Genomic DNA, 14,033 nt, shown 5'->3' on the forward strand with positions numbered 1-14,033 from the left:
CTCCTCAGTTCAGCGTGTACGTGTACCCGTGGCCGGTCAGACCTGCCAATACCCGTTCACGGTGTTCCTCACCCCGCAGTTCGAGCTGCAGGGCGACCTCGACCTCGTCCAGGTTCAGCGTCTCGGAGATGCGCTCGTGCAGCACCTCGATGATGTTCGCGTCCAGGGCCGCCAGCTCGGTGAGCAGGGTCGCCAGACCGCCCGGGGTGTCCGGGATCCGCACCCGCAACGACAGGTAGCGGCCGGCCGCGGCCATGCCGTGCCTGATCACCCGCATCAGCAGCAGTGGGTCGATGTTGCCACCGGACAGCACGACCACGACCGGCGGCTTGAAGCGGGCCGGCTCGTCCAGTACGGCGGCCACCGCGGCGGCACCGGCCGGCTCGACCACGAGCTTCGCCCGCTCCAGGACCAGCAAGAGGGCCTTCGACAACGAATCCTCGCCGACCGTGCGCATCTCGCCGACGTACTGCTCGATCGCCGCGAACGGCACCTGGCCGGGCAACCCGACCGCGATCCCGTCGGCCATCGTGGACATCTCGTCCAGCTGGACCGGCTCACCGGCCGCGAGCGAAGGCGGGTACGCCGCGGCGCCGGCCGCCTGGACACCGACGACCTCGATCGGCATCCCGTCGCGCTGCAGGGCCGCCGCGATCCCGGCGATCAGACCGCCTCCGCCGGTCGGTACGACGACCGTCCGTACCTGCGGGCACTGCTCGACGATCTCCAGGCCGGTGGTCGCCTGCCCAGCCACGATGTCCTTGTGGTCGAACGGGTGGATCAGCACCGCGCCGGTCTCGGCCTCGAACTCCCGGGCCGCCCGCAGGCAGTCGTCGATCGACGTACCGACGAAGCGGATCTCGGCGCCGTACGCGCGGGTCGCCTTCTCCTTCGGGATCGGTGCGCCGTGCGGCATGAACACGGTCGCCTTGATGCCGAGGAGCTGCGCCGCCAGGGCCACACCCTGCGCGTGGTTGCCCGCGCTCGCCGCGACCACCCCGCGGTTCCGCTCGGCCTTCGACAGCCGGGCCATCCGGACGTACGCCCCGCGCAGCTTGAAGGATCCGGTGCGTTGCAGGTTCTCGCACTTGAGGAACACGTCCCCGCCGACGAGCTCGCTCAGCCAGCGGGAGTACTCCAGCGGCGTCGGCGCCACCACGTCGTGCAGCAGATCCGCCGCGCGGGCGATGTCCTTGGCATCGATCACGCCCTCACACTACGGCTGAGAGCGGTTACGCGCCGGTCATTTCGTGAGGACGGACAGCTGGTTGCGCATCACCCGGCGGACCGGCGGATCGAGGTGGCGGTCCCACTCCGGATGACGCTCACCGCGCAGCAGGGCGTAGTACGCGAGTGCCTCCGACAGCGCCGCCTCGCGCAGGTATCCGCGGGCCAGCGGTTGCTTGCCGCGGCCGTTCGGTCGTGGCCGCCGCTCGTACGCCGCGTTGGCCGCGAAGATCCCGAGTCCGTAGAACACGGTCAGCAGATCCGTCAGCGGCTCGTGGTCGGGCCGGTGCGCGAACGAGATCCGGCCGTCACCCAGCAACAGCTCGTGCCCGGCCTCGTGCGCGAAGATCGCGACCAGCGCGACCGGGTCGGTGGCCAGCGCCGGCGACAGGTGGATCTCGTTGCTCCGGACCCCACGGATCCACCGGCCGGACTGCTCCTTCACCAGCCCCCGGTACGCCGGTCGTCGTACGCCGTCGGCCACCAGGCCGAAGCTGAGCGCGCACTGCCCCGACGGCAGGTCCATCCGCTCCGCGACCCGCGCACACAACTCCTCCGCGGCCGCGAGACCACCGTCGTACCCGGGCGGGATCAGGTCGGGCGGCAGCACGATCGGCCGGAGCAGGACCTCACGCCCGAACTCGCTGATCAGCCAATCCATCGACGACCGGATCCACCGCCGCCGCCCACCCGGCAACCGCTCCCGCGGCGCCTTCAGCTCAGCCCGCCGCCGCAACACCCCGATCGGATTCCTCACCCGCCGAATCATGCCTGTCCGACGCGCCCACAGACCTCCGGGGTTCCCCAACGTCACATTCCACACACGACACGTAACCGGGCTCAGGACCAGTCCAGCAACCGGGAGCGCATCCGCATCCGCGGGGTCAGATCGACCTCGTTGCACCACTCCGGTACGAGCGGGTGCGCCGGATCCAGTTGGTGGCGGCGGAGGCAGTAGTAGGCCAGCGCCTCCGAGAACACCCGCTCGCCCAGGTAGCCGAGGCTGCTGAAGATCCGCTTCTCGCGCACGCGCTCCAGCGCAAGGTTGGTCTGGAAGATCCCGAACCCGTGGAAGACGCCGAACAGATCCACCAGCGCCTCGCGGTCCGGCCGGGTCCGATCGCCGAGACCGCCTCCGTCGAGCACCTCGTGCCCCAGTTCGTGCGCCGCCGCGGCGATCACGGCGGAAGGGTCCGCGAGGAGTTCGGGGCGCAGCAGGATCGCCGTGTGGTCCGGCAACGGATCGCGCAGCGTGGTCCAACAGGCGTTCGTCCCGCTGCCGGGCAGGGTGCCGCGCTCGGCATCGGCCTGGCGCTCCAGTTCCGCCCGCCGATCAGAGTCCTCCTCCGCCAGGATCCGTTGACAGCGCCGGACCTCCAGCCGCAGCTCCCGATCCGACATCGTGCCGATCTCGGGACCGAAGCCGGCCTGCCAGAGCGCGTCGATCTCCGCCTGCGGCATCGAGGCCTCGAGCCTGGTCGTCGCGGCCAGGCGGCGGGTATCGGCGACCGTCGCCGCCTGCTCCGACCCAGGCGGTGGTTCGGAGTCGGCGGCCTCGGTGAGCACCTGGTCGATCAACGTCCGGAGGTTGCGCGCGGCCAGGCTGCGGGCGGCGATCCGGACCTCCGCCATCCGGAAGCTGAACCGGATCCGGTCCGCGGGCACCTCCATCCGCGCGCAGACCTGCAGGCACAGCGCCCGGGCAGCCTCCTCCGAACCGTCGTAGTCCGCGGGAACGAACGTGCTCGGAAGCACTGTCGGCCGCAGCAGAGGTCCGGTCCCGAACTGCTCGACGAGCCATCCCATCGAGTCCTCGATCCACTGCCGGTGCCCACCCGGCAGCTCCATCCGCGGCCCGAGCAGCGCATCGACGCCCGCCATCTTCGTCCGCCACCTTCGCCACACCCCCAGAACGTTCATGCCGGTCCGACGACGGCCACGGCTGCGAAGTTTCCTACTTGAGCAGGAGCTTGCCGAGGCGGCGGGAGGCGACGTACATGCCGAGGGTGCCCATGGCGGCCAGGTAGAGGGCGTTGATCAGCAGGGACCAGCCGACGGCGCCGGTGGTGAAGGCTCGCTCGAGGACGACGCCCTGGTAGAGCGGGGTGATCTCGACCAGCCAGCGGATCGCGGACGGGTAGGTCTCGACCGGGTAGAAGGTGGCCGAGAACAGGAACATCGGGATGATCGCCAGCTGCACGAACTCGAAGTCCTGCCAGCTGCGCATGAACGTGGTCAGCGCCATCCCGGCGCCGGCGAACGCGAACCCGATCAGCACCGAGGCCGGCAGCGCGAGCACCGCCCACCACGACGACACCAACCCCATCCCGAGCATCACCAGGATGAACATCGCCGAGTAGCAGGCCCCGCGCAGCAACGCCCAGGTCACCTCGCCGGTCGCGACGTCCCACGGCCGCAGCGGCGTCGCCAGCATCGAGTCGTAGAGCTTGGCGTACTTCATCCGGAAGAAGATGTTGTACGTCGAGTCGAACACGGCCCCGTTCATCGCCGAGCTGGCCAGCATCGCGGGCGCGACGAAGGCGGCGTACCCGATCGTGGTGCCGTCGGACAGGGTGAAGTCGCCGACCAGCTGGGCGACGCCGACGCCGATCGACAGCAGGTAGAAGACCGGCTCGAAGAAGCCGGACAGGAAGACGATCCAGGACCGGCGGTACATGACGAAGTTGCGCTCGACGATGTGCCGGCCGCCGCCGAGCCGCAGCGGAACCGGGACGACCCGGGTGGTCAGCGTGGCCATCAGCCGACCAACTTCCTCGTGAAGCCGCGGACGGCGAGCCACGTGCCGACCACGAACCAGGCCAGCAGGTAACCGAGGTTGAGCAGCGTCATCCACGGATCGACCGTGCCCAGGCTGAGATCCCGGGACAGCTCGACGCCGTGCCACAACGGGCTGACGTACGCGAGCCACTCGATCCAGTCCGGCAACTGCGACACCGGGAAGAACGCCCCCGAGAACAGGAACGCCGGGACGACGCCGAACCGGAAGATCATCGCGAAGCCGGAGTCGTTCTCCAGCTTGGTCGCGTACGCCGCCACCGGCGCCGCGACCGCCATCCCGACCAGCAGCGCGACCGGCAGCCCGAGCAGACCCAGCGGCGACTCGAGCCCGCCGAACGCGGTGATCACCAGCAGGAACACCAGGCAGGTGCTGGTCACCCGGAAGGCGATGAACGCGAGCTGTCCGTAGACGACGTCCGCCGGCCGCAACGGCGTGGCGATCATCGAGTAATAGAACTTCTGCCACTTCAACCCGCTCATCACCGGGTACGTCGCCTCGCCGACGGCGATCTGCAGTCCGGTCGAGGCGAGCAGGCCGGGAGCGATGTACTGCAGGTAATTCACACCGCCGAGCGCGCCGGTCCCGTTGCTGTCGACGAACGAGCCGAGGCCGATCCCCATCGCGGCCAGATAGAGCAGCGGCAGCAGGAAACTGCTGACCAGCGTGCCCTTCCAGGTGCGTCGGTAGACGGTCAGCCAGTAGTCGAACTGGCGACGGCCGTTCTCCAGGGCGAGCGCCATCAGTCCACCAGCGTCCGGCCGGTGAGCCGCAGGAACACGTCCTCCAGCGTCGAGCGGCGGACCAGCACTGCGGCCGGCTCCAGCCCGCGCTCGTGGACAGCGGCGACCGCATGCTCGCCGTCGTCGGTGTAGAGCAGCAGGCGGTCGGGCAGGACCTCGATCCGCTGGGCGAGGTCCTCGACCTTCTCCGCGAGCGCGTCGTGGTCGGCCAGCATCACGTCCGGACCGAACCGCAGCTCGGTGACCTCACGGGTCGAGTAGTCGCGGATCAGCTGCGCCGGCGACCCCTCGGCCGCGATCAGGCCGCCGTCCATCACCACCAGCCGGTCGCACAACTGCTCGGCCTCGTCCATGTAGTGCGTGGTGATGATGAGGGTGACGCCGGCCTGCTTCAGCCGGAACAGCTTGTCCCACAACAGGTGCCGCGCCTGCGGGTCGAGACCGGTCGTCGGCTCGTCGAGCAGCAGCAGGTCGGGCTTGCTCACCAGCGACCGCGCGATCGTCAGCCGCCGCTTCATCCCGCCGGACAGCTCCTCGACCTTCACGTTCGCCTTCTCGGTGAGCGCGACGAACTCGAGCAGCTCGTCGGCCCGCAGCCGGCACTCCGCCCGGCTGAGACCGAAGTACCGCCCGTAGATGGTCAGGTTCTCCCGGACGGTGAGCTCGGTGTCGAGGGTGTCGTCCTGCGGACACACCCCGAGCCGCGCCCGGATCGACGGGCCCTCGGCCGACGGGTCCCGGCCGAGGATCCGCAGCGTCCCGCCGGTCGCCGGCGAGACCGCGCCGATCATCCGCATCGTCGACGACTTGCCCGCGCCGTTCGGCCCGAGGAAACCGAACGCCTCCCCACGCCACACGTCCAGGTCGATCCCACGGACCGCCTCGAAGTCGCCGTACGACTTCCGCAGCCCGCGAGCATGCACCAAGGCCTCCCGCTGCTCACTCACGAGCCCGACCCTAGACGTATCCCCGGACACTTTCTTGTCGTTTTGAGATCGGTCAGCCGCGACCGACGTAGGGCATGCCCGCCGCCATCACCGTCAGGGTGGGGACGGCGACCGACGTCGGCAGCTGCGCGATCCGCACCACGAAGTCGGCCACGACCTTCGGGTCGAACGTCGGCTCGGCGGCGACCGAGCCGTCCGCCTGGAGCACGCCCTGCGCCATCCGCTCGGTCATCGCGGTGGCCGCGTTGCCGATGTCGATCTGGCACGCGGTGATCCCGTGCGCCCGGCCCTCCAGCTCGAGGCCCTTGGTCAGACCACTGATCGCGTGCTTGCTCGCGGTGTAGGCGATGCCCTGCGGCCGCGGCACGTGCGCCGAGATCGACCCGTTGTTGATGATCCGCCCACCCTTCGGATCCTGCCGCAGCATCAGCGCGAAGGCGGCCTGCGCACACAGGAACGACCCGGTCAGGTTGGTGTCCACCACCCGCCGCCAGTCCGCCTCCGACACGTCCGGTACGGCGGCCGCCGGCGCACCCGTGCCCGCGTTGTTCACCAGTACGTCGATCCGCGCCAGCCCACCGAAGAACGCCCGTACGGCGTCCCCGTCGGCAACGTCGAGCACCGCGTACCCGACCGCCCCGCCCCCGAGACCGGCCGTCTCCTGCAACGTCTCCTCGGTCCGCCCGGTCACGATCACCTCGAACCCGGCCGCCGCCAGCGCGAGCGCCATCTCCCGCCCGAGCCCCGACCCACCCCCGGTCACCACTGCCACCTGCGTCATCCGCACGTCTCCCGCCGCTCGCCGAACCGGCGACCAGCATCGCAGGAAGCTCAGACTGTCGACGCTGTCGGGTAGCGGCGCCAGTACCAACCGACGGCCGCCGCCAACGCCGTCACGACCAGGACTTCAACCCAGACGCCGTTGCCGAGTGGTGGGACCAACTCCCCGGAAAGGTTCCAGGCTGCGTGCACCAGGATCGCCGCCGGCACTCCGCCGCGGAGGCGTTCGGTGACGAACAACATCACGTAGGTCAGCGGGAACAGTGCCAGGAAGAACGTCAGTCCCTCCTGCGTGAACAGGCCGTCGTCGTGCTGGCCGGTCCCGTCGAGGAAGTACAGCGGCACGTGCCAGAGACCCCACGCCGCACCGAGTACGGCGGTGGTCACCAGTTGCCCGTAGTACCGGCGCAGACGGGGCTGGACATAACCACGCCAGCCGAACTCCTCCGCGACCGGGCCCGCCAGGAAGGTGTAGGCCATCGCCCCGAGCAGTCCGCCGGCACCGGCGATCACGTCGGCCGCGTGGTCCGGAAGCTCCGGCAGTCCCCCGGTGAACGTCGTGGTGGCCAGTGGAGCGAGCGCGCCGAGCAGCACCGCGGCGATCGGCCACGTCCACGACCACCTCACGAGCCGGAGACGCGGCTCCCGTCGCCACAGCCACATGACCAACGCGGCCAGCGAGGGCCCGGACGCCGCCAGCGCGAAGACCAGCATCCCAGCGCCTTCGTCGACATCCGCGCCGGCCAAACCCAGGGCTGCCCACGGCAACCAGGTCAGGACCAGACAGATCGCACCGAACTCCAGCAGTCTGCGAACGGCAGTCGCGCCGTCCGTCGTCCGTACGTCGATCGCCGTCAGCATGCTGACAGCCTGGCCGGGGCGTACGGCGTGGGCGAGGGTGCCAGACCGACCATCGACGGTGGTGCCAGGTCCACCCGCGTCACAGAATCCACCGTCCCGACGTCACGTGGACGAGAGCGCGTCCGCTGCTGCGAGCAGTGACCAGCCTGCGACCGGGAGTAAATGAGTGGCAACTCACTTGGCGGTGTTGGAAACTCAATTGCGTGTATCACGCAAGCATGTATATGCTTGCAGCATGCAAGTGAATGACGCGTACTCCCCGCAGACCCCGGTCGAAGGGGTGCTGCACGCGTTCACCCGGGTCGGCCGGCGGCTGAAGGGCAAGCAGCCCGGCGACACGCTGGACCACAGCGCCCACGTGGTCCTGTTCGTGCTGCGCTGCAGCGGTGCGCTCCGGCTGTCCGACCTGGCGAGCCGGATGGAGCTCGACGCGTCCACCGCGAGCCGGCACGTCCGGTCGCTGGAGCAGCTCGGGCTGGTCCGCCGCTCCCCCGACCCCGACGACGGCCGCGCCTTCCGGGTCGAGCTGACCGAGCAGGGCCTCGCGGAGTGGGAAGCCGGCGCCCGCCGCCGGATGGAGCTGCTGACCGCCGCGATGGACGGGTGGTCGGACGACGACATCCGGACGTTCGAGCGGCTGATGACCCGGTTCGCCGACGGTGTCGCGAGCCTGACCGACACCGCCACCGACAACCGCGCCTGGGCCGACAAGGGCTGGGCCGCCGTCGCCCCGCGGATCCGGCCGGCCGCGGAACGCCGTACCGAAGAGGCCGAACGCCGTACCGAAGACGACACCACCCTGGAGAGCACCAGATGAGCACGACCGAGCCCGCCACCCCCGGCGGTGCCGCGCCTGACAGCGTTGCCGATGGCCCGAACTACCTGTCCCACAAGCAGATCCTGGTCGTCCTCGGCGGGCTGATGGCGGGCATGTTCCTGGCGGCGCTCGACCAGAGCATCGTCGGGACCGCGCTGCCGCAGATCGTCAGCGAGTTCAACAGCCTGGACAAGCTGTCCTGGGTGGTCACGGCGTACCTGCTGACCTCGACCGCCTCCACCCCGCTGTGGGGCAAGATCTCCGACCTCTACGGCCGCCGCCCGCTGTTCATCGCGGCGATCGTCACCTTCCTGGCCGGCTCGGTGCTGTCCGCGCTGGCACAGAACATCGAGATGCTGATCGGCTTCCGGGCCGTCCAGGGTCTCGGCGCCGGCGGCCTGATGTCGCTGGCCTTCGCCACCATCGGCGACGTCATCCCGCCGCGCGAGCGCGGGAAGTACATGGGGTACTTCGGCGCCGTCTTCGGCCTGTCCTCGGTGGCCGGCCCGCTGCTCGGCGGCCTGCTCACCGACGGCCCGGGCTGGCGCTGGATCTTCTGGATCAACCTGCCGATCGGCCTGGTCGCCCTGGGCATCGTCGCCGCCGTGCTGAAGCTGCCGCACGTGAAGCGGTCGCACAAGATCGACTACCTCGGCGCCGCGATCATCACCGGCGCGGTCACCACGCTGCTGCTGGCGATCTCCTGGAGCGGTCCGGAGAACGGCTGGGGCGCCGGGACCACGGTCGGCCTGCTGGCCGCGGCCGTCGTCCTGGCCGTCGGCTTCGTGTTCGTCGAGCTGAAGGTGGCCGAGCCGATCATCCCGATGGACCTGTTCAAGGGCCGGATCTTCTCCGGGTACGCCGGGTACGCGTTCCTGCTCGGCTTCGCGATGTTCGGTGCGCTGATCTTCCTGCCGCTGTACCTGCAGGCGGTCAAGGACCTGTCGCCGACCCGGTCCGGCCTGGCCCTGCTGCCGATGATCGTCGGCATCTTCTCCGCCTCCATCCCGAGCGGCCAGCTGATGAGCCGGAACGGCCGGTACAAGGTGTTCCCGATCATCTCCGCCGTGCTGGTCGGCGGCGCGATGGTGCTGCTGTCCACGCTGAGCCTGACCACGCCGTACTGGCAGCTCGCGATCTACATGTTCGTGATGGGCGCCGGCCTGGGCCTGTCGATGCAGATCACCGTCACCGCCGCGCAGAACAGCGTCCCCCGGCAGCACATGGGCAGCGCGACCTCGACGATGACGTTCTTCCGCTCGATGGGCGGCGCGATCGGTACGGCGGTGTACGGCGCCGTGCTGACCGGCCGGCTGAAGGACCACCTGACCGAGATCGTCCCGCACGCCACCCAGTCGATGGTCGACGGGCTGGCCAAGGCGGCGAACAGTGTCGAGGCCCTGCACGCGCTGAAGCCGCCGATGAAGGGCTGGGCGCTCGAGGGCCTGGTCCAGGCGATGGACGACGTGTTCCTGGTCTCCTTGCCGTTCCTGGCGATCGCCCTGGTCATCGCGATCGTCACGCCGGAGCAGCGGCTCGCCGGCCGTTCGGACGACACCAAGCCGGACGAGTCCGTCGAGAGCTCCGCAGCCGCCGCTCTGCACTGACACGCGGCTCGATATGAAGGGCCTCGCCGGGTTCGCCCGGTGAGGCCCTTCGCGTCGGTCTAGCCGTCGACGACCTCGGGTGAGGGACGTCTTCGGCGGGGTAGCTGACGGCGGGGTGGTTCCGGATCGACGTCGTTCCCGGCCAGGTGGTTGACGATGGCGTTCAGCACGGCGGCCGTCGGTACGGCGACCAGCGCGCCGACGATCCCGGCGATGATCACGCCGGTGGCGATCGCCAGGATGATGGCCAGCGGGTGCACGGAGACCGCCCGGCCGAGCAGGAACGGCTGCAGCACGTGCGCCTCGAGCTGCTGGACGCCGATCACCACCGCCAGCATGATGATCGCGACGATCGGACCCTTCGCCACCAGCGCGACCAGGACGGCGACACTGCCGCTGATCAGTGCGCCGACGACCGGGACGAACGCACCGACGAAGACCAGGATCCCGATCGCGCTGACCAGCGGCAGCCCGAGGAACGCGGCGCCGAGGGAGATGCCGATCGCGTCCACCGCGGCGACGATGATGGTGGCGCGGACGAACGCGGTCAGCGAGACCCACGCCTTCCGGCCGGAGGAGTCGGCCTTCTCCCGCGCCTGCCGCGGGAACAGCCGGACCACCCAGGACCAGATCTGGTCGCCCTGGTAGAGGAAGAAGAACAGGCAGAACAGCGCGATGAACAACCCGGCGAACACGTGGGTGGCCGTCGTACCCACCTCGGCCGCGCGCTGACCGAGCGCGCCGCCGGAGGTGACCTGGTCACGCAGCGAGTTGAACGCGTTGGTGATGTCCTGGTCGTCGAGGCCGAAGTTGATCCGGGCCAGGTCGCGGACCTCCTGGACGCCCTCGCCGACCTGGTCCGACAGGGTCTCGAACTGGCTCGCGATCTGCGTGCCGACCAGCGTGAGCAGACCGGCGACGAGGACGATCGTTGCGAGCACGGTGATCCCGGCCGCCGGGCCGCGCGGGATCCGCAGCCGCTGCAGTCCGTTGGTCACCGGCACGAGCAACGCCGTCAGCAGTACGCCGACGGTCACCGGGACGACCACCTCCGACAGGTAGCGCATCCCGTACCCGATCACGAGCACCGCGGCCACGATCACCAGGAACCGCCACGACCAGGCGCTGGCGATCTGCATCGCCGGCGTCACCCCGGTGTCGACCCGTCCGCGCGTGGACGCGACCACGAGATGGTCCTCCGCCGACTGCACGGACCCGCTGGACTCCCGCAGTACGTCGTTGTCCGCCACCGGACTCGGTTGGTCGCCGCCCACACTCGGCACGTCGGCGTCCGGCCCGATCTCCGGCACGTCGGCCTCCCGCTCGTCGCGGGGCGTCCCGTCCCCCCGCTCGTCGGGCGTCCTGTCCTCCCGCTCGTCGCGGGGTGCCGTGTCGTCCCGGCCGGCCGCCACGTCGGCTTCAGACGTGGTCGCCGAGCCGTCATGTCGTCCCGACTCGCTCATCACACCTCCGCAGCGTCCCTTGGTGCTGAGACTAGTGCCCGGCGCGGACCGATCCATGAATACGGGCTGCCAGGCCTTCGGCGGCCGTCGGGTCGAGATCCGCGAGCAGGCCGACGCCTGCGAGGACGTAGTCCTGGTCGACACCGATCGCGGCGCGCTCCGGGACCAGCCAGCCCTCCTCCTGCGCGTTCGCCGCGACCGCCCCGAGGATCCGCGCCGCCACCTCCGGTCCGTTGTGCCGCAGCACTCCCCCGGAGCCGACCAGCAGGTCCACCTCGCGCAGATCCTTCCCGGACCGCTCGACCACCCGTCCGCCCGGCCCGAACACGATCCGCTGCCGGCCCGCATGCCGCCTGAGCGCCACCGTCGCCGCGATCCGCGCCAGCGTCTCGTCGTACGACGCCTCGATCGCGTCGTCCGGCAGGTACGACGGCTCGTCGTGCCGACGTACCGCGGCCCGGCGCAGCGACTCGTCGTCCGGGACCAGGCCGGCCTCGACCCCCGCGGTCACCACGGGCACCGCACTCCATCGCATCCCGAGGTCGCCCTCGACCGTCCGGGTCACCGGATGGGTCGCGACCACCTCCCGCCCAAGGTTGGCGTCCTCCGGGTCGAGCTCGATCACCGAGTGCACGTCCGTCGTCGCCCCGCCGATGTCCACGACCGCCACGTCCCCGTGCAACCCGGCCAGCACCTCGACCCCGCGCAGTACGACGTCCGGCGTCGCGGCCCGGACCATCCGTGCGAAGCCGGGATCCTTCGACAGGTTCTTCCCACCGATCACGTGCCGGAGGAACATCTCCCGGATCGCCGCCCGCGCACCGTCCGGCGCGAACACCCCGATCTCCGGAACGACGTTGTCCGCGAGCACATGCGGTACGCCGGCGGCCGCGAGCGTCTCGTGGATCTCGGCCTGCGCGTCGACGTTGCCCGCGACCACGACCGGACGGCGCCAGCGATAGGTGGCCAGCGTGGTCGCGGCCTTGAGCAGGACGGCCGAGTTCCCGCCGTCGGTGCCGCCGAGCAGGAGGACCACGTCCGGACGGTCCGCGCGCAACGCCTTCAGCGACGTCGGCGTGAGTCCACCGTTGACCACGGCAACGACCCGGCCGCCGCTCGACAACGCGACCCGGCGGCCCGCCTCCGCGGTGACGAGCTCCTCGTTGCCGACGACACCGATCCGCAGACCGCCGCCCGCGCTGGAGCAGGCCAGCACCTCAGCGTCGGCGACCCCGCGATCGGCAGCCTCGAGGAGGGCACGGCAGGCATGCCAGCCGTCCATCACGTCGCTGCCGATGGTGGTGCGGTGCTCGGCCCGGGCGACCAGGTCGCCGGAGCCGGAGTCCACCGCGATCGCCTTGGTGAAGGTCGACCCGAAGTCGACCGCAACCACGAGTGCCACGGATCACGACATCGCGCGGTCGAGGTCCAGCAGCAGGTCGTCGATCGTCTCGATGCCGACGCTCAGCCGGATCAGGTCGGCCGGCACCTCCAGCGGCGTACCCGCGACCGAGGCGTGCGTCATCCGGCCCGGGTGCTCGATCAGCGACTCGACGCCGCCGAGCGACTCGCCCAGGGTGAAGACCTCGGCCTTGTTGCAGATGTCGATCGCCTGCTGCTCGCCGCCCGCGACCCGGAATGACACGATCCCGCCGAACCGCTTCATCTGCTTGGCCGCGGTCTCGCTGCCGGGATGTCCGTCGATCCCGGGGTAGAGCACCTGGGTGACGGAGCCGTGCCGCTGCAGGAACTCGACCACCCGCTCGGCGTTGTCGCTGTGCCGGTCCATCCGGACGCCGAGGGTCTTGATGCCGCGCAGTACCAGCCAGGAGTCGAACGGGCCGGCGACCGCGCCGATCGCGTTCTGGTGGAAGGCGATCGTCTCGGCCAGCTCGGTGTCGCGGACGATCAGCGCACCGCCGACGACGTCGGAGTGCCCACCCATGTACTTCGTCGTCGAGTGCACGACCACGTCCGCGCCGAGCTCCAGCGGCTGCTGCAGGTACGGCGAGGCGAACGTGTTGTCGACGACCAGGAGGGCGCCGGCGTCGTGCGCGAGCTGCGCGACCAGCGCGATGTCGGCGACGTTGAGCAGCGGGTTGGTCGGCGTCTCCAGCCAGACCACCTTCGTTTTCCCCGGACGGATCGCGGCACGGATCGCCTCCGGGTGGGTGACGGCGGCCGGGGTCATCTCGACGCCCCAGGTGCCGAGCACCTTGGCGAACAGCCGGAACGTGCCGCCGTACGCGTCGTCCGGGAACACCACGTGGTCACCCGGCACGCACACGGAGCGGATCAGCGTGTCCTCGGCGGCGAGACCACTGGCGAACGCGAATCCGCGGTTGCCCGCCTCGATCGCGGCGAGACACTCCTCCAGCGCGGTCCGGGTCGGGTTCGCCGACCGGGAGTACTCGTAGCCGTTGCGCAGCCCGCCGACGCCGTCCTGCTTGTAGGTGCTGGTCGCGTAGATCGGCGGCACCACCGAACCGGTGGTGGGGTCGGGCTCGTTCCCGGCGTGGATGGCGAGCGTCTCGAAGCCGTAGTGGTGTTCGGAGTTCACCGGACCAGCGTACGGCCTGGTCTGATCGGCCCGCGCACGCCGTCCACAGCAGGCACCGAGGGCCTGGGTAAGAGATGGATCCAGGTTGTCCACAGTCGCGTCGAACCCCCTGGCATCTGACCCGGCCCGCGCCCTACCGTTGCGGTCAGTGATTGCTGTCGCCGACGCAGGGTAGTCGCCCGGCCCGGCGCAGTAGTTGCCCTGGTCAACGCACGACTCCACGAGGAAGGA

Annotated in this window: 13 protein-coding genes; 2 read left to right on the forward strand and 11 right to left on the reverse strand. The window is 70.2% G+C overall.

Translation table 11 applies throughout. The features are described from left to right. Positions 1-4: 4 nt before the first annotated feature. From ilvA to ACQPYZ_RS28530, 8 genes are all read right to left on the reverse strand, one after another. Positions 5-1,207, reverse strand: coding sequence for a threonine ammonia-lyase (gene ilvA, locus ACQPYZ_RS28495; RefSeq protein ID WP_433161482.1), 1,203 nt, complete (start codon positions 1,205-1,207; stop codon positions 5-7). A gap of 36 nt (positions 1,208-1,243) precedes the next feature. Beyond that, entirely contained in the window at positions 1,244-1,984 is a 741-nt protein-coding gene (locus ACQPYZ_RS28500; RefSeq protein ID WP_433161484.1) for a hypothetical protein, read from the reverse strand. 83 nt (positions 1,985-2,067) lie between these two features. Further along, on the reverse strand, positions 2,068-3,108 hold the full coding sequence (locus tag ACQPYZ_RS28505; RefSeq protein WP_433161485.1) for a hypothetical protein: 1,041 nt from the start codon (positions 3,106-3,108) through the stop codon (positions 2,068-2,070). Positions 3,109-3,181: 73 nt separating this feature from the next. Continuing rightward, positions 3,182-3,985, reverse strand: a complete 804-nt coding sequence (locus tag ACQPYZ_RS28510) for an ABC transporter permease (protein ID WP_433161487.1) — start codon at positions 3,983-3,985, stop codon at positions 3,182-3,184. Next, positions 3,985-4,767: an ABC transporter permease gene (locus ACQPYZ_RS28515; RefSeq protein ID WP_433161489.1), complete on the reverse strand. Its 783-nt coding sequence runs from the start codon at positions 4,765-4,767 to the stop codon at positions 3,985-3,987. The genes ACQPYZ_RS28510 and ACQPYZ_RS28515 overlap by 1 nt, the downstream gene beginning before the upstream one ends. Next, positions 4,767-5,714, reverse strand: coding sequence for an ABC transporter ATP-binding protein (locus ACQPYZ_RS28520; protein ID WP_433161490.1), 948 nt, complete (start codon positions 5,712-5,714; stop codon positions 4,767-4,769). Before ACQPYZ_RS28520 ends, ACQPYZ_RS28515 begins: the two co-directional genes overlap by 1 nt. A gap of 52 nt (positions 5,715-5,766) precedes the next feature. Continuing rightward, positions 5,767-6,495 (reverse strand): SDR family oxidoreductase, encoded by a 729-nt coding sequence (locus tag ACQPYZ_RS28525; RefSeq protein ID WP_433161492.1) that lies wholly within the window; start codon positions 6,493-6,495, stop codon positions 5,767-5,769. Between the two features lie 50 nt (positions 6,496-6,545). Then, positions 6,546-7,355, reverse strand: coding sequence for a CPBP family glutamic-type intramembrane protease (locus ACQPYZ_RS28530; protein WP_433161495.1), 810 nt, complete (start codon positions 7,353-7,355; stop codon positions 6,546-6,548). Positions 7,356-7,590: 235 nt separating this feature from the next. Between ACQPYZ_RS28530 and ACQPYZ_RS28535 the strand changes: the two genes are divergently transcribed. Both ACQPYZ_RS28535 and ACQPYZ_RS28540 read left to right on the forward strand, forming a co-directional pair. Next, positions 7,591-8,172 (forward strand): MarR family winged helix-turn-helix transcriptional regulator, encoded by a 582-nt coding sequence (locus tag ACQPYZ_RS28535; protein WP_433161497.1) that lies wholly within the window; start codon positions 7,591-7,593, stop codon positions 8,170-8,172. Continuing rightward, a complete protein-coding gene (locus ACQPYZ_RS28540) occupies positions 8,169-9,779 on the forward strand; it encodes an MDR family MFS transporter (protein ID WP_433161499.1) in 1,611 nt (536 codons plus the stop codon). The genes ACQPYZ_RS28535 and ACQPYZ_RS28540 overlap by 4 nt, the downstream gene beginning before the upstream one ends. Before the next feature lie 59 nt (positions 9,780-9,838). Here the strand turns inward: ACQPYZ_RS28540 and ACQPYZ_RS28545 are convergent, their stop codons facing one another. Genes ACQPYZ_RS28545 through ACQPYZ_RS28555 form a run of 3 tightly spaced genes read right to left on the reverse strand, consistent with a single transcriptional unit; the run spans position 9,839 to position 13,802 of the window. Next, the gene (locus tag ACQPYZ_RS28545) at positions 9,839-11,242 is read right to left on the reverse strand and encodes an AI-2E family transporter (protein WP_433161501.1); all 1,404 of its coding nucleotides are present in this window, start codon (positions 11,240-11,242) and stop codon (positions 9,839-9,841) included. 31 nt (positions 11,243-11,273) lie between these two features. Beyond that, the gene (locus ACQPYZ_RS28550; RefSeq protein ID WP_433161502.1) at positions 11,274-12,644 is read right to left on the reverse strand and encodes a glutamate mutase L; all 1,371 of its coding nucleotides are present in this window, start codon (positions 12,642-12,644) and stop codon (positions 11,274-11,276) included. A gap of 3 nt (positions 12,645-12,647) precedes the next feature. Beyond that, positions 12,648-13,802, reverse strand: a complete 1,155-nt coding sequence (locus ACQPYZ_RS28555) for a cystathionine gamma-synthase (protein WP_433161503.1) — start codon at positions 13,800-13,802, stop codon at positions 12,648-12,650. Positions 13,803-14,033: the final 231 nt, after the last annotated feature.

The organism is Kribbella sp. CA-247076, assembly GCF_050942445.1.
In the GTDB taxonomy this organism is placed as follows: Bacteria; Actinomycetota; Actinomycetes; order Propionibacteriales; family Kribbellaceae; genus Kribbella.